10 protein-coding genes are annotated in these 17,276 nt (G+C 33.1%); 7 read left to right on the top strand and 3 right to left on the bottom strand.

Annotation, left to right across the window (positions count from 1 at the left end; translation table 11 throughout):
* Window positions 1–6 precede the first annotated feature (6 nt).
* The 3 genes from rnc (at window position 7) to pyk (ending at window position 2,795) form a co-directional block, all read left to right on the top strand.
* Entirely contained in the window at window positions 7–747 is a 741-nt protein-coding gene (gene rnc, locus MBM09_RS01245; RefSeq protein ID WP_238675033.1) for a ribonuclease III, read from the top strand.
* A gap of 120 nt (window positions 748–867) precedes the next feature.
* The gene (locus MBM09_RS01240; RefSeq protein ID WP_238675032.1) at window positions 868–1,353 is read left to right on the top strand and encodes an IPExxxVDY family protein; all 486 of its coding nucleotides are present in this window, start codon (window positions 868–870) and stop codon (window positions 1,351–1,353) included.
* Window positions 1,353–2,795 (top strand): pyruvate kinase, encoded by a 1,443-nt coding sequence (pyk, locus tag MBM09_RS01235; RefSeq protein ID WP_238675031.1) that lies wholly within the window; start codon window positions 1,353–1,355, stop codon window positions 2,793–2,795. Before MBM09_RS01240 ends, pyk begins: the two co-directional genes overlap by 1 nt.
* Window positions 2,796–2,901: 106 nt before the next feature.
* Here the strand turns inward: pyk and dinB are convergent, their stop codons facing one another.
* Entirely contained in the window at window positions 2,902–3,999 is a 1,098-nt protein-coding gene (gene dinB, locus MBM09_RS01230) for a DNA polymerase IV (RefSeq protein ID WP_238676358.1), read from the bottom strand.
* Window positions 4,000–4,061: 62 nt separating this feature from the next.
* Between dinB and MBM09_RS01225 the strand changes: the two genes are divergently transcribed.
* Genes MBM09_RS01225 through MBM09_RS01210 form a run of 4 tightly spaced genes read left to right on the top strand, consistent with a single transcriptional unit; the run spans window position 4,062 to window position 6,563 of the window.
* Window positions 4,062–4,664, top strand: a complete 603-nt coding sequence (locus MBM09_RS01225; protein WP_238675030.1) for a DUF2238 domain-containing protein — start codon at window positions 4,062–4,064, stop codon at window positions 4,662–4,664.
* A complete protein-coding gene (locus MBM09_RS01220) occupies window positions 4,661–5,134 on the top strand; it encodes a CYTH domain-containing protein (protein WP_238675029.1) in 474 nt (157 codons plus the stop codon). Before MBM09_RS01225 ends, MBM09_RS01220 begins: the two co-directional genes overlap by 4 nt.
* A complete protein-coding gene (locus tag MBM09_RS01215) occupies window positions 5,131–5,688 on the top strand; it encodes a YciI family protein (protein ID WP_238675028.1) in 558 nt (185 codons plus the stop codon). Before MBM09_RS01220 ends, MBM09_RS01215 begins: the two co-directional genes overlap by 4 nt.
* Window positions 5,688–6,563 carry an endonuclease/exonuclease/phosphatase family protein gene (locus tag MBM09_RS01210; protein WP_238675027.1) on the top strand — a complete coding sequence of 292 codons (876 nt, stop codon included), beginning with the start codon at window positions 5,688–5,690 and terminating at the stop codon, window positions 6,561–6,563. Before MBM09_RS01215 ends, MBM09_RS01210 begins: the two co-directional genes overlap by 1 nt.
* Before the next feature lie 68 nt (window positions 6,564–6,631).
* Here the strand turns inward: MBM09_RS01210 and MBM09_RS01205 are convergent, their stop codons facing one another.
* Together MBM09_RS01205 and MBM09_RS01200 are read right to left on the bottom strand one after the other, a co-directional pair.
* Complete coding sequence (locus MBM09_RS01205; RefSeq protein ID WP_238675026.1) at window positions 6,632–11,128, bottom strand: PQQ-dependent sugar dehydrogenase; 4,497 nt, start codon at window positions 11,126–11,128, stop codon at window positions 6,632–6,634.
* Between the two features lie 9 nt (window positions 11,129–11,137).
* On the bottom strand, window positions 11,138–16,861 hold the full coding sequence (locus MBM09_RS01200; RefSeq protein ID WP_238675025.1) for a LamG-like jellyroll fold domain-containing protein: 5,724 nt from the start codon (window positions 16,859–16,861) through the stop codon (window positions 11,138–11,140).
* Between the last annotated feature and the right edge of the window lie 415 nt (window positions 16,862–17,276).

The raw sequence follows: 17,276 nt of genomic DNA, 5'->3' as shown, positions 1-17,276 counted from the left end.
TCCCGAATGAAACACATTCGTAACATATTAAATTCCCGTTTTAAACGCAACGGGAATTTTTTTATGGAATTAAATAAGATTTTAGGATTTAAACCTAAACACCTAAAATTCTACAAAAAAGCCTTTACCCATCGCTCGATGAATATTAAAGATAGTAAAGGTAACGCTATTAACTATGAGCGGTTGGAGTTTTTAGGAGATGCTATGTTAAGTTCGGTAATAGCATCACACTTATATCTTGAGGTGCCAAGTGGAGATGAGGGCTACTTAACCAAAATGCGATCTAAAATTGTAAGTAGAGAACATTTAAACGAATTAGGTAGAGATTTAAAACTGATAGACTTAGTTGTAAGTAAAATACCCTCTGGTCAATTTGGAGACAATATTCATGGCAACTTGTTTGAAGCTCTTGTTGGAGCTATTTTTTTAGATAAAGGCTATAAGTATTGTGAAAAATTTATTTACAAACGCGTTATTATTCCTTATGTAGATATTGAAACCCTTGAAGGCAAAGTTATTAGTTATAAAAGTTTGCTTATTGAGTGGTGCCAAAAAGAAAAGAAAACCTTTGGCTATAATGTTTATGAAGACACTGGTAATGATGATGTTAGGCATTTTTCAGTAAAACTTTCAATAGACGACAAAGTGGTTGCTAAAGCCAGAGCAACTTCTAAGAAAAAAGCAGAAGAAAAAGCTTCAAAACGCGCTTTTTTTGCCTTTCAGAACAAAATGTCTAAAATGATTTAGAGTATTTTTACGACAAAATAATCAACTACAACGTTTGAGTTTATTTTGTTATTAAGATTGATATAATCTTAATGGTACTCAATTTTATAAATACTATATTTACAGCGTTAAATATGAGTAATGGCTGTTCACAAACTTATTCTTGATGATACTTTTGATGAGGTTTTATATACTTTAATCGCCATGCATTGTACACTTGAGGATTATCGTTTAGCATATCTTTTAAACAGGCATTTAGGTATATCACTTACTAGAAGACCATTAGATTTGGACTATAATAATGGAGCAGTTTCTTACTCAATATATGAATGGGAAGACAATAAACAACTTGTTACCTGGAGTTTAGTTTCAAATATTTGTAAAAAAGAAATTCTTCAACAAGTTAATGCTAACACATTATTTAACACACAGCAAAATATAACGAAAACACATCATTTATTGCCAGAATATAAAACAGTAAACTATTTTTTAAAAATAGATAGCGAATTCAGTTTCAGTAAAGAAAAATATATTTTAAATAGTATATTAACCATACCTCAAATTGCAACAGCTTATAGTGTAGATTCTAGTCAATTAAAATCAAAAGACAATTTAATTTTCAGCTAATGTCAATAAGAAAAAAAACCAAAATAGTAGCAACTCTAGGACCAGCTACAAGCACAAAAGAAGTTTTAAAAGGCATGCTTGAAGAAGGCGTAAACGTATTTAGAATAAACTTTTCTCATGCCGATTATAAAGATGTTGAAGAACGTATTAAAATGATACGTGAACTTAACAAGGAGTATGATTTTACGGCAGCTATTCTAGCAGATTTACAAGGTCCGAAACTTCGCGTAGGCGTTATGAAAGAGGAAGTTGTTGTAAACCCTGGTGATGAAATAATTTTTGCAACTGGCAAGCGTTTTGAAGGCACAAAAGAACGTGTTTACATGACCTATGATAAGTTTCCGCAAGATGCAAAACCGGGTGAGCGTATACTTTTAGATGATGGAAAATTAATTTTTGAAGTTGTTTCTACCGATAAGAAAAAAGAAGTAAAAGCAAAAGTTATTCAAGGAGGGCCTTTAAAATCTAAAAAAGGAGTAAACCTTCCTAATACAAATATTTCGCAACCAGCTTTAACAGAAAAAGATATTGAAGATGCTATTTTCGCAATAGGTCAAGAAGTAGATTGGATTGCATTATCCTTTGTGCGTCATGCAGAAGATTTAATGGAGCTTCGCGATTTAATTGCTAAACATAGCGAGCATAAAATTCCTATTATAGCTAAAATTGAAAAACCAGAAGCTGTAGAAAACATAGATAAAATTGTAGCACATTGTGATGGTTTAATGGTTGCACGTGGCGATTTAGGAGTAGAAGTTCCAGCGCAAGAAGTACCATTAATTCAAAAACAATTGGTATTACGAGCTAAAAAAGCTAGAATTCCTGTAATTATTGCAACCCAGATGATGGAAACCATGATTACAAGTTTAACACCAACCAGAGCAGAGGTAAATGATGTTGCAAACTCAGTTATGGATGGCGCTGATGCTGTAATGCTTTCAGGTGAAACGTCAGTAGGTAAATATCCGGTGCAGGTTATCAAGCAAATGTCTAATATTTTAAAAAGTGTAGAAAACTCCGATTTAATAAAAGTACCTCAATTACCACCACATATTCGAACTAACAGATACATTACAAAATCTATATGTTACCACGCCGCTAATATGGCAAATGAAATAAACGCCAAAGCCATTTCAACACTAACAAATAGTGGGTATACAGCATTTCAAATTTCGGCTTGGAGACCATCTTGTCATATTTTAGTATTTACATCAAACAAGCGTATTTTAACGCGTTTAAGTTTATTATGGGGAGTTCGTGCTTTTTATTACGATAAATTTGTAAGTACAGATGAAACCATTGAAGATGTAAATGCTATAGCTTGTAAAATGGGATATTTAGATGTTGGAGATATGCTTATTAGTTTAGCGGCAATGCCAATTCAAGCAAAAGGAATGGTTAACACACTTCGTGTAACCGAAATAGAAACTTGTAGTTTCTAATAAATTATTTAAAAATATTTTTTGGCCCTATCCTGAAATCATTCAGAATAGGGCTTTTAAGTTTATATTTTTTATTTTAAAAGGTCTCTACAAGCGCTAATTCAACTTAAAACTCAAATTTAAGCTGAACACTTACAGTTTTTTGTTCAGGTTTTTTCTTTTTTTCAGTGTTTAAATTAGATATTGAAATACCTAATAATCTAACCGAATTATTCAACTTTTCTTGATATAGCAAATCTTTAGCTGTTTCTAGAATCATACTTTTATCACTTAAATAATATTGTAAAGTTTTGCTTCGGGTTTGTAAAGTAAAATCGCTGTACTTTATTTTAAGTGTTACTGTTTTTCCAGCCACTTTACTTTTGGTTAAACGTCTAGAAACTTCTTCAGCAATATGCTCTAACTTTTCAAGCATAAATATTTCGCTAGACAGGTTTTCTCTAAAAGTACGTTCGGCAGCTAAACTTTTTCTTATGCGGTTAGGTTTTACTTCACTATTATGTATACCTCTCACTACATAGTAATAATATCGACCAGATTTACCAAAGTTTTCGTCTAAATACTCAAGAGATTTTTGCTTTAGATCCAATCCGGTAAAAATACCTTTTTGATACATTTTTTCTGCAGTAACCTTACCAACACCATAAAATTTTCTTATATCCAATTGCTCTAAAAACTCAATAACTTCTTCAGGATTTACGGTTTTTTGTCCGTTAGGTTTATTGTAATCACTTGCAACTTTAGCTATAAATTTATTAATAGAAATACCTGCCGATGCCGTTAAACCAACTTCATTAAAAATGCGGTCTCGAATTTCTTTTGCAATTAAAGAAGCACTTGGATTTCCTTTTTTGTTTATCGTAACATCTAGGTAAGCTTCATCTAAAGATAAAGGTTCTACCAAATCGGTATAATCTAAAAAAATGGAACGTATTTTTTTAGAAATTTCAGAATAACGTTCAAAATTTGGTCTAACAAAAATTAATTCAGGGCAAAGTTTAGCTGCTAAATTCCCTGCCATGGCACTTTTTACACCAAATTTTCGTGCTTCGTAACTTGCTGCGCTAATAACTCCGCGTTTTCCGCCACCACCAACAGCTATGGGTTTTCCTTTAAGTTTAGGATTATCCATTTGCTCTACAGAGGCATAAAATGCATCCATATCAACATGAATTATTTTTCTAATTGGTAAACCAGCTAACATTTTTAAACTTATATGTTTCAAAAATAAGATATCTTTGATTGAGATACTATTAATATAAATTCATGAAACTAATTTATTCACTTCTCATATTAATTATCCTTTTGTTTATATGGTCAGCAATCAAACCTTTTGAATATTTTACATGGTTTTTAGAAGTATCACCAGCTATTATTGGCATTTTAGTTTTAGTATTTACATTTAAGAAATTGAGATTTACAAACCTTATTTATATCCTTATTTTCGTCCACTGCGCCATTTTAATAGTAGGCGGACATTACACTTATGCAGAAGTTCCTTTATTTGATTGGATTCAAGATGTATTAAATCAACAAAGAAATAACTACGATAAATTGGGGCATTTTGCCCAAGGTTTTGTTCCAGCTATGATTGCTAGAGAATTACTTATACGAAAAGAGGTTATAAATAGCGATAAATGGTTAAACTTCATTGTAGTTTGTATTGCTTTAGCAATTAGCGCTACTTATGAGTTTATTGAATGGGGTGTGTCTTTAACTACTGGAGAAGGAGGTGATTCTTTTTTGGGTACACAAGGTTATATTTGGGATACACAATCAGATATGTTATTTGCTGCAATTGGATCAATAGTAGCATTGATTTTACTTAGTAAAGTTCATAATAAACAATTAAAATCTATTAAAAATTGATAGAAATAGAACGAAAGTTTTTAGTAATTTCAGATGACTTTAAAAAAGAAGCTTTTAAAAAAAGTAGAATTATACAAGGTTTCTTGAACTCACATAAGGAAAGAACAGTAAGAGTTAGATTAAAAGATAATATAGGTTTTATAACTGTAAAAGGGTTGTCTTCTGAAGATGGTTTATCGCGTTTTGAATGGGAAAAAGAAATTTCTAAACAAGAAGCAGAATCATTATTAAAACTTTGCGAACCAACAATTATTGATAAAACTCGTTATGAAGTAAAAGCTGGAAAACATATTTTTGAAGTAGATGAGTTTTTTGGTGATAATGAAGGTTTGGTCATCGCTGAAATTGAGTTAGAGCAAGAAAATGAGACCTTTAAAAAACCTAGTTGGCTTGGAGAAGAAGTTACTGGAAAGGTAAAATATTATAATTCACAAATAAGTAAACAACCATTTAAATTTTGGAAATCATGAGTAAAACCCTAACAATACTTATTATTGCTATCATTTTCATTGCATGCAAAGAGGAGTCTAAGGCATCAATGTCTAATATTAATGAAGAATCTACTGAAGAAATTAAAAAAGCAACAGATTCTATAGATGCAATTTCGGAAGCAGTTTTAGAAGAACCAATAAAAAAATCTATTAAAGAGATTAAAAACGAATTAACCTCAAAAGGGTTCAAAATTGCTGATTATGTTGATGAAAAAACTAAAGATACAGTTATTATGCAGCAATATTTCATTGCATTTTTAAAACGAGGTCCAATAAGAGGTCAAAATGAGGAGGAAGCTGCAGAACTTCAAGAAGCACATTTAGCACATTTAGGAAAAATGTATGAGTTGGGGTATGCAGATATTTCGGGACCTTTTGGCGACGATGGAGATATTAGGGGTATTACTATTTATAATGTGCCAACACAAAAAATGGCCGACAGTTTAGCAAAAGCAGACCCAATGGTTAAAGCAGGACGATTAGAAATAGAAGTGCATCCATGGTGGGCAGCAAAAGGGTTTCCTTTACGATAATGTTAAAAATTGTTATAACAGTTTACAGGTTAATAAATTTTGTAATTATTATAACCTTATTAGCACTACATTTTTTTATAAAGGATAGAACCTATGATACGTCAATATGGTTTTATTTGTTTCCTTTACCTATTATAATTTTAATAATTGTTGCACTGTCTATTTTTCTTGGTAAAAAAAGAAAATACAATTTAATAATAGCAGCCATACTATTATCAGTTTGGTTATTCAGAAGTTTTAGAATTAGCTTTCCAAAAGATATTAAAGAGACTGATGTAGAGGTTGTTTTCTGGAATGCCTCAAGAGATAATGATTTTGATATAGCAATTACAGAGAACAATAATAGTATGCCAGATGTTTTGGTTTTAACGGAAACTACTAATGTTGATTTTCAAAACTTACAATTAAAACATCCCAATATTTACTTATATAAATCTAAAAGAGAATTAGAAATTTTTTCTAAAGCCCCTATACAAATTTTAAGTGAAGAGACATCAACTTATAAAACTACAGTCATTCATTTTAAAACAGCTGACATTGAATTTTATGCTGTTGATGTATCTGGGAGTTTTGATGTCCCTAGGGCATGGGAATTGAAATATGTTAATTCAATTATTAAAAAGAAAAACAACACAATTATTTTAGGAGATTTTAATGTGCCATATGAATCGTTACTTCTAAAAGAAATAAAAAAGAATTATAATCATTTTTTTTCTAAAAAAGGAAATGGTTTTAGGGAAACATGGTTTTGGAATTTACCTATACTTTCTCTAGATCATATATGGGTTTCCAAAGATTTAGAAGTTATAAATTCTAAAAAAATAAATTCTAAAAACTCCGATCATAGTATGATAAAAACAGTTATTAGAAAATGATAAGTAAAAGCATTAAACCCCAAAAATATTTTGGGGTTTAATGCTTAAGTGAATAAATGTATTTGTTGTTATTTCTTTATTAATTTCTTATAAACTAGTGTTTTATTGCCTTCATTAACCTTTATAAAATATGTACCTTGATCTAAACGACTTAAATCTTTTAGTGTTATAGTGTTTTGTGAGTTAACACTAATCATTTGCTTTACAACTCGTCCTCGTAAGTCAAACAATGTTAATATGATTTTACTATAAGTATATGATGAAGGTAGTTTTACCGTCACTTCATTTGATATTGGATTAGGATAAATATTAACATTCCATATAACACTGTCTTCAATATCTAGAATACCATCTGGTGTAGAAGGGTTACAGTCATCATCAATTCCGTTTCCTGAAATTTCCGTAACACCCGAGTTTATAGCATTATTATTATCATCACAATCACCACTAATAGCGGTAAGTTCAGAAGCAATATAATAATTAGCAGGTCTATTACAAGCAGTAGTTGAAGTTCCATCACTATACCCATCCCCATCGGCATCTAAATACCAAGTTTGATTTGGGAATTCGTTAGCATCTGTATCATCACAATCGGTATCTGAGTTCACACCATCGCCATCGGCATCTACCGTATCTGGCGTTGCTGGGTTACAGTCGTTATCAATACCATCATAAAGGACTTCAGTATTACCAGGATAAGCTAAGGCTTCATTATCATCACAATCGGTATCTGAGTTCACACCATCACCATCGGCATCTACGGTATCTGGAGTTGCTGGGTTACAGTCGTTATCAATACCATCATAAAGGACTTCAGTATTACCAGGATAAGCTAAGGCTTCGTTATCATCACAATCGGTATCTGAGTTCACACCATCACCATCGGCATCTACGGTATCTGGAGTTGCTGGGTTACAGTCGTTATCAATACCATCATAAAGGACTTCAGTATTACCAGGATAAGCTAAGGCTTCATTATCATCACAATCGGTATCTGAGTTCACACCATCGCCATCGGCATCAACGGTATCTGGTGTTGCTGGGTTACAGTCGTTATCAATACCATCATAAAGGACTTCAGTATTACCAGGATAAGCTAAGGCTTCATTATCATCACAATCGGTATCTGAGTTCACACCATCGCCATCGGCATCAACGGTATCTGGTGTTGCTGGGTTACAGTCGTTATCAATACCATCATAAAGGACTTCAGTATTACCAGGATAAGCTAAGGCTTCGTTATCATCACAATCGGTATCTGAGTTCACACCATCGCCATCGGCATCAACGGTATCTGGAGTTGCTGGGTTACAGTCGTTATCAATACCATCATAAAGGACTTCAGTATTACCAGGATAAGCTAAGGCTTCATTATCATCACAATCGGTATCTGAGTTCACGCCATCGCCATCGGCATCAACGGTATCTGGAGTTGCTGGGTTACAGTCGTTATCAATACCATCATAAAGGACTTCAGTATTACCAGGATAAGCTAAGGCTTCGTTATCATCACAATCGGTATCTGAGTTCACACCATCGCCATCGGCATCTACAATTGTTGAGTTTATTGTAATATCTATAGTCGCTGTTTGAGAATCATCTGTTCCATCAAATAATGTATAAACTATTGATTGGAGACTTCCAGAATAATTATTTGCAGGTATGAATGTTAAATCGCCACTTGTATTAATTGTTAATGTTCCTTCTAGTAAGTGTGCAGTACTTCCAGCTGAATATGTTAGAGCATCACTAACTAAATGGAATTGTGTTATTGATAGTATGTCACCATCAATATCGCTATCTAAACCGTTACCGTTGTTATCTGTAATAACATTAGTGTTAATTGTTATGTTTTGATCCCCTGAAATAATATCATTAGTTGCAACTGGAGCTGTATTTGACCCACCCCCAGAAATATTTACTATATAATCTTCATATTCTGCTTTATTGTTACCATCGGTGAAATTCATATCACAAGGATCGGTATTTGTCCAATATGTTCTTGTGTGGAATCTCATTCTAGTATTTCCATTGGTTACTGTAGTAGGTACAACAAAGCTACCTTGTGCTACTGCTCCATGTGGAAATAAATCATCTCCATCTGTAGTTCCCCAAACTCTTTCTCCAGAATCATTAAAATCACCATCTTGATTGTAATCAATCCACACAGAATGTCCTGTTGTTTTATTCCAAGCATGGGTATTGTGTAATGTTACTTCAATATCAAAAGTTTCTGAAACCACTAAGCTTGGTATTGGTAATCCATCATCTGTATGGTCTGAATACCCATTAACATCATCAGAATCATCTGAGGTATTAGATAATAAAGTAGCTCCTATGTTGTCTTTTAGAGTAACATTACTAATCCAATAATCTCCTCCATAGTAACCTCCATTAATAGTAGGAATACAATAGGCAATACTTGTTGTAGTGAAAACTTCTGATGTAGTATAAGCTGAAGTACTTGAACCACATAAAGCTCTAGTTTGAACTTCATATTCGGTTGACTCTTCAAGATTAGTAAAATCAAAACTATTAATATCTGATGAGCTAACTAACCACGCTGTTGCTGGATCTGAAGTTTTTTTAATTCTAACTTCGTAAGTTGCTCCAAGAAAACTATCCCAACTTGATGATGCAGAAAGAGCTTCTACATTAGATATTGCAAGGTTTGTAGGAGTATTTAAGGTATTTACTGTTACATTTTGTATTGTTGTATCAGTGCTTGTTCCATCATCAAATAACCAAGTGATAGTACCACTTTCACCAGCACTATATGTAATAGGATCTGTTGTTGTTGCTGTGACTTCTATGCATCCATTAGTAATTAATGTTGGGGCTTCAACTGTAACAGAACAATTACTAATTATATCTTCTAAAGTAGGTGCAACTATAGGGTCTGGGTTAGAATTTGGCAATACTGTTACTGAAGCACTACAAGAACTCTTATTAAACTCAGCGTCAGTTACAGTTAAAACTACTGTTTGAGGAGTATCTGTGTCATTGCAGTTGAATGTGTTTCTATCTAAACTAAGGGTTAGAGAAGTATCTACAATATTAGATGAAGAACCATTATCTATTTCAGAAGCTAAAATGGTTGCATTACCTGATGGGTCTAAAGTAACTGTAATACCTTGACATATTACGGTTGGAGCATCAGTGTTAGCTGGTCCAACGTATTCTATTTTTACAATTACTCCTGGATCATCTACTGATGATGGATTTTCAGTTGAAGGACCTGAAGTTGATCCGCTAGAATCTGTTATAGCATAAATTGTTAATCCGTCAGGGGAAATTGCTATATCTCTATATCTGTTATGGGAAGAGTGAAATAGTTCATATCCATCAGTAGTTGTTGGATCTGTATCACCTTCAATAGCATTTCCTGCTGGTGTTAGTTTAGCACGGTAAATAGTTCCTTTTTTTAAGGTTGGAATTAATAATGAACGTCCCCAACCTGGAATATTTCCTGTTTCATGAATATCTATACTTGATGGAGCTATTGTAGGCCAATCTCCCCAATCTCCACCAGTTCCAGCTGCTCCAGAACTACCATAGGTTCCAATTGGCGGACTGAAGTTTGCAGGTGCTCCAGAAGGATAAGATTCAAACTCGGTTGCTGTTACCGCACCTACAGGACAATTGTGGTCTGTAAATGTTGTTGTACCACAGTTTGATGATGTAGACCAATTACAATAGGTGTAATTATTGTCATAATAACCCGCAATTTCTGGCCAACCATAATTTTTACCAGCCTCCATGATGTTTATTTCATCATCGGTTTTAGGTCCGTGCTCTGATGCATATAATGTTCCATCTTGAGCAAAAACAATACCTTGAGTATTTCTTTGTCCGTATGCAAAAACATGAGATTGTACACTATTAAGCGTAGGGTTATCTGATGGTATAGAACCATCTATATTTAATCTTAAGGTTTTTCCGGGATAATTTGCATAATCGGTTGGAGAAGTAGGTAATACTTGAGATAAAACTGCATTACACCTGTTTTCAAATTGGTTTGCACCTTGTTCTCCAATTGTATAATATAACTTTTCATCTGGACCAAAAATTAAACGCCCAGAGTTATGGTCTGAACTTGCAGGCAACCCCTCTATAATTGCTCCATTACTTCCTAATGATGTATCAATTGAAAGAGTTCCTGTGGCATTATTATAAATTAATCTTGCTATTCTTAATTGTAGTCCACCACCATCATCATATGTATATGCACTAAACACATAATTGTTTACTGTAGTTGTAATATCAGTATATAGGGCTGGATGAATAGCCATACCAAGAAGTCCTCCTTGTTTTGAAGATGTTACACCACTTATGTTAATCATATCTGTAACAGTTCCTCCAGAAGTGCTTATTCGAACAATTTTTTCGTTACTTCTATCTGAAATCCATAGGTTTCCATCAGGACCATATGTGATTTCCCAAGGATTATTGAATGTATTATTTGGTGTTAATTTTGTTGCTGTCCATCCAGAAACGGTTGTAAATTGTGCATGAGATGCAGATACACTTATCAATAAGATAAGTAATAGTAATTTTTTTCTCATAATGAAGGTTTAGTTCTTAAGGATTATTTTTTTTGATATTTTTTGATTTGGTGTTTGAATAGAAAAGATATAAACTCCTGTAGCTAAATTAACGGGTATTGTAATTTTGTTATCTGAGGTATTTAAATTCTTATCAAATATGTTTTGACCTAATATATTAACTCCTTGTAATGTGTTTATATCGAGGTTTTCAGGGTTTGATATAACAATGGATGATTTAGATGAATTATAGAACAAGCCTAATGACTCTTTTAAATTAGCTTGAGTGTCTAATAATGAGTTTGAAGCAAATACAACTTCAAATCTATCATTGATTTCTCCACCATCAACAGTTGCAATAAATGTAGATTGTTTTAAATCATGATAAGTATTATTACTGTTATCCTTTAAGTAAATCTCAAAGTTATCATCTACATTTTCTAATGATGCTAGGTTAATTTCAATAATGCCAGCATTTTCAGTTTTAATAGTTAATGGTAAAACTGTGTTTTCGTTAATAGCATTTATACCTTGTATTACAAAGTTATTGCCATCAATTTTCCAAAACATATCTTCAGCATTATCTTCATTTAAAGCACCATCATATCCCCAGTCGTAATTCATACTCGCATTTTTATCAACAGTAGTTAGTACTTGACGGGTATAACCTTTAGGAGATTTGTAGTCTAATCTTATTTTAGCTCTTTCATCTTTTTTTACAGAATTTGAGTTTTTTGATGTTTTTTTAGTGTTACTATCTTTATAAAACCAGGAGTTGGTATTGCCAGTTTCTGTAACAAAAATTCTTTGGTCATTTTCAAATTTAGTATCACCTGTTGATGTTGCTGTAACAAAAAACCCTTGACTTACTGGAATATATCGCCTAGGCGTTTTAGTAGCAGACCCTGTAGAAGCAACACTTGGGTGACTTACAGCTGGAACACCACCTGAAAGCGTATACATTCCATAACCGCCTTCATATTCTTTTAATCTATGAGAGCCACCACCATAGTGTTCCCAGAAATAAAGAGTTCCATTTAAGTGCGTATTATCATTTAAAAACTCATTAGCATCAATAGCAGAAGGGTAAGGGTTTCCTACCAAGTAATCATTTCCTGCTGTTGTTGGTAATAATATTTCACCATTATTAGGTGTTCCCTCAAAAACATAGTTTTTATCTGAAGCGCCTGTACCAGGACCTTTCATGGTATATCCCTCACCAACTAATAAATTTCCTGTACTAGTAACTTGTTGCCATTCAGAATACTCATCACTTAATCTATTATTAAATTTCCAAATCCAATAGTTAGAAATTTGAATAGGGTTTGTTGTGTTGTTTCCATTGTATCCAGAAGTAAATGTAATTGCTGTTGGATTTAATGGGTCTTCTCCATTTCTTAAAACACTAACAACAGAAAAACTTTCGTCTCCATCAATATCTGCATTTGGGTTTACTGTGTGAACAGGTGATGACCAATAGTTGTAAGTATATGTGTTTTCAGTACCTTGTTGGTCTCTTTCTAAATTACCACTCACTCCTGCAACTAAAGTACTGTTTTGGGTTTGAACTAATTGCGACTCTCCTTGCAGGTCAATAACCCCATCTAAGTTAAGGTACCAAGTATTGTATAATTCTACATCATTATTTATTTCTAATTCTACACCAGAATCAACTAATAAACCTAGTGAACCATGACGGTTAGATGTAGTGATATTATTTTTTACATGGACTATTGACCAATCTTTATTATTTGTTTCATCAGTAATATCCCAAACATCTCCATGTAACCAAGTAGTCGTAGCTGACCAATCACCATCAGTAGAAGTTTCATAAGGCAGTGGAGCTGTCTGGAAATAGATATTTTTAATGTTGTATATTTTTGATCCGCTAGATAACCCTTTCTTCTCTGAAGTTATATCATGGTTATAAGCATCCATTTTATAATAACGTTGAAGGCTTGATCCTGTTAAAGCAGATACATTTAGAGGAATAATTAGACCGCTAACAAAACTATTAGTGTCATCTAATTCCTGATATACCATTTTTTGAACTTCATCAGATGATAAACCGGCATTAAAAACACGAACTTCATCTATTTGTCCTTCAAAATACTCACTTGTTAAAACATTTTCTTCTCCAGAAACCCCAGGTCTTCTTCCTATGGTTAAATCTGTTGTGCCAGCGCTAATACTGGTAGCTGTTGCACTATCTTCTTGTTCTCCATTGATAAACAATACAAAGTTTCCATCAGGATTATTAAAAGATGCTGCTATATGTACCCAAATACCTTCTGGTAATATAGATGTAGATGTAAGTGTAACACCTCCCGCAACTGAACTCGCTGTACCATCTGAATTTATAGTAAGATAAAAATTCTCTTGCCCAACTATACGACGTTGCCCTGATGAACCTGGAGCTATTAACACCCATGACATTAAGGTACCACTTGACCAAGCGTCAATTACAGGTACATTTTCTGAAACATAATCATTACGACCATCAAAGTATAACGTATAACTACCATCTAAATCTCTTTGAGCACCAAAAACACCATTACTTGAATCTAAAGGGTCTAAAATACCATCATTATCTGTATCAATATTACCATCGATAACACCATCATTATCACTATCTAAAGAAGTGTATATTGTTGTATCGATATCGTATTCGCCTGTAACATCGTTATATGGATCTAAAAAGTCTGGAGTTCCATCAGAATCTGAATCAATTGCAGGTCCATATCCATTTGTTCCATGGTCTTTTGATTCTATATTGTCATCTGGATCATCATCAGTATCATTTGTGTCATATAAGCCTAAAATACCGTCGCCATCAAATTCATCAAGATCGGTATCAGTACTCGTTGCTATATCGTTACCTTCGCTTATACCATCACCATCAACATCACCATCACCTAATCCGTCAAATTCAAAAACATCATATATTCCATCGTTGTCTGAATCTAAATCTAAATGGTTTGGAATACCGTCACCATCATTATCATAAGCAGGGTCGGTTATATCAATTACTGTTCCTCCATTAAATGGATCGTATAAATCATGAACACCATTATTATTGGTATCTATCCAAGCATCATTTGTTATTGTTCCATCTTGGTCTAAATCAATAAAACCTAATTCATAAATATTTGGTATGCCATCATTATCATTATCTAAATCAATAGAATCCGCTACTCCATCTCCATCTAAATCACATAATGTTTGTTTTACATAAATGTCATCAATAGCAAGGTCATTACCTAAACCTCCTAAATTAGCATTACTTACCTCAATTGTAAATTGAGTGTATGGCGAAGTAAATGATGCAGTTACACTTACCCAATCTCCGGCAGGACTTGTTGGTTCTAAAGGGCCAGAAGAAGCATTTGTAACTTCAATCCCATTAGGGTCAAAAACTCGAATAATAATATCAGGTCTTTCTCTAGTAGCTAATTCTGTAGGATCTATATCATCTCTATCAATATTCAATGCAGAAAAACCAAATTCAGTCAAAACATTTCCTGTTAAACCATAAATAATTTGACTGTAAAATACTCCAGGATCTGCAGTTGCATTAAATATTGCCATTCTACCATTTGTGTCTCCAGGAGTATGGTCTTCACCTGCATACCAATAATCTTCTGCCCATTGAGCGATATCAATATTTATTCCATCAGCAATATCATCATCATTTGTTATAATATGATGAACCGTATAGTCTCCATCGTTTATACTAGTCCCATTAAAAGCACTTGGGCAAGAACCAAAACCATCTTCGTAACAATATGTTGTTGTAACACCAGGAGTATTACCATTTATTTGAATTCTATTTGCACCAGATCCAAAATCTTCTTCTAAAAAGAATAGTTCCGCTTGACTAGCGTATGGATAAGTAGCACAAGAGCTACTTTCATTACTATCTAGAATTCCGTCATTGTCATCATCACCATCAAGATTATCAGTTATACCGTCACCATCTGTATCTGGGAATGTTTGAGCTCCTTCACCTTCAACTAAAAAAGTAAACGGATTTTCATCAGGATCATCAGATCCAATCGATATTGTTGCAGAAAAATTACCTACAGAGTTTGGATTAAAAGAAATAGTAAATGTTTCAGAGTTTCCTGGAGCAATAACCGCATTATCAGGCTGATCAAATACAGTAAATACCGCATCACCAACAATATTAACAAAATCAGGTAATGCTGAAAGTGTTAAACTTGTAAAACCGTTGTTAGTAATAATAAATGTTCTTTGTAAAGCTCCTGAATTTATATCGTAAAAACCAAAATCAGTATAATTATCTGTTGTTGTTATAATAGAACCATTGGTAATTCCAGTTCCGTTTCCTGTAATATCAATATCTTGAGGTGTTGAAGGATCAACCTTTATGTCTACAATGTAATCCTCAAATTCTTCAGGATTTCCTGTATGACCACAAGATTCTGTAGATGACCAATATCTTCTTGCGCCAATACGCATTATAGTTTTTCCTAATGCAGCTGTTGCAGGAATTGTTAGAGAACCAGGATCAAAAGTAAAATCTGATGAAGAAAGAGTGTTGTCTTCTCCAGCAGTATCATATACTGCTTCACTAGGGTAATCAAAATCTCCATCTCCGTTCAAATCGATATATACTGTCCATCCTGAGCGATTTTCAGTTGCCATATCTGTTGAAACTGTTAATTCTATAGGATATGTATTTCCTCTATATAAATCTACTGCAGGTGTACCAATATAATTACCATAACCACCATCGTCGCCAGATGTATTGTTTATAGCTGTAGTTGCTTCACCTACAAGATTTACATTTGTAATATAATGTGTTCCTGAAGAGTTACTCGTAAGTTCACAAGATGGTAAACCAACACTTATGTTTACAGTTCCAGTAGCACAATCACCTAGCGCATCACAAATATCATAAGTAAATGTATCTGCTCCAATAAAACCGGTAGCAGGAATATATTCAAATATACCATCTGTAATTTCGGTAATTGTTCCACCATTTGCTGTTGGCGACACTGATGTTAATGTGAAATCTTCTCCATCAGATCCATCAGATCCAATATTATCATTAGCTCCAACATTTATTTGATTTGCTGCTCCAGCGGTACTATTTTTTTCAACTGTTATATCGTCATCGTTTGCTATAGGGTCTGATAATGTAGCGCCACTAATATTAATAGTGTAGTCTTCTACGTCTGCACGAGAAGGATTATTAAAAGCACAACCATCTGTAGACATTACTCCAGGATTCCCACATGTAGAACAGAATGAAGCTGCAACTCTTAATACTACTGAGCTAGTAAGAGCAGCAGGATTGATTGTAATTGCTCCTGTAAATGTTTGTGTTACATTATTATTATTGGTAAATCCTCCAGAATCGTGAACTTGAACATATGTTCCATTACCTGCATAATCTATCCACATTCTAATTTTAACATCTGCCCACGTTTCCTTATCAACTGTTACAGAAAAATTATATGTATTACCTGCTGTCATTGTAACAATTTGAGCAGTATAATCAGTATAGGTGTCAGTGGTATTTGGATTATTTATTTCATTTGTAGAAATATCTCCATCTATTAATACTTGTGAAATTCGACTACCATTCCAATTAACCATTCCTGTTGGTGTACATTGCGCATTTGAGATATTTGTTATTAAACTAGTAAAAAATATCAAAAATAGAATTAGGTAGAAATTATGTTTAAGTTTTACTTTAGAACCGAGACTTAAGTAGTTTTTTTTCATAGCAATTCAACATTCAATTTGGGGTGAGAGATTTTTACTTGAGTGTAAAATTATTCTAATGATTGATTTTGTCTGAGAAGATTCGACCAAAACATTAATAAGTGTAGATGAATAGCAAATAGAATGAGTTGAGTAATTTTTGAGAAATTTTTAGATGAAAAGTAGGCGTAATTGTTTTGCATAATTATTAACAGTTTTATTGGGATATCACAAACATAATAAAAAAATTATCGACCAAAGGGTGTTTTTTGCAGGTGAAACGCAATTTTTATGTTAAAAAGTTTAAAATAATCGATGAAACGCAATTTTTTCGATAAAATGCACTCAATTTACTTGTTAAAAAGGATTTTATTTATATGTATTTGAATGCCATGTAGGCTTAATAATTTAAAAATAAGGTAAATATTAAACGAAA

Origin of the sequence: Flaviramulus sp. BrNp1-15, assembly GCF_022259695.1 — a bacterium.
Taxonomy (GTDB): Bacteria; Bacteroidota; Bacteroidia; order Flavobacteriales; family Flavobacteriaceae; genus BrNp1-15.
This window is presented reverse-complemented; position numbering and strand designations above follow the sequence as displayed.

Excerpts from the sequence above, each read along its gene's own strand:
- rnc (WP_238675033.1), top strand. The coding sequence starts at position 7 with ATGAAACACATTCGTAACATATTAAATTCCCGTTTTAAACGCAACGGG.
- MBM09_RS01240 (WP_238675032.1), top strand. The coding sequence starts at position 868 with ATGGCTGTTCACAAACTTATTCTTGATGATACTTTTGATGAGGTTTTA.
- pyk (WP_238675031.1), top strand. The coding sequence starts at position 1,353 with ATGTCAATAAGAAAAAAAACCAAAATAGTAGCAACTCTAGGACCAGCT.
- dinB (WP_238676358.1), bottom strand. The coding sequence starts at position 3,999 with ATGTTAGCTGGTTTACCAATTAGAAAAATAATTCATGTTGATATGGAT.
- MBM09_RS01225 (WP_238675030.1), top strand. The coding sequence starts at position 4,062 with ATGAAACTAATTTATTCACTTCTCATATTAATTATCCTTTTGTTTATA.
- MBM09_RS01215 (WP_238675028.1), top strand. The coding sequence starts at position 5,131 with ATGAGTAAAACCCTAACAATACTTATTATTGCTATCATTTTCATTGCA.
- MBM09_RS01210 (WP_238675027.1), top strand. The coding sequence starts at position 5,688 with ATGTTAAAAATTGTTATAACAGTTTACAGGTTAATAAATTTTGTAATT.
- MBM09_RS01205 (WP_238675026.1), bottom strand. The coding sequence starts at position 11,128 with ATGAGAAAAAAATTACTATTACTTATCTTATTGATAAGTGTATCTGCA.
- MBM09_RS01200 (WP_238675025.1), bottom strand. The coding sequence starts at position 16,861 with ATGAAAAAAAACTACTTAAGTCTCGGTTCTAAAGTAAAACTTAAACAT.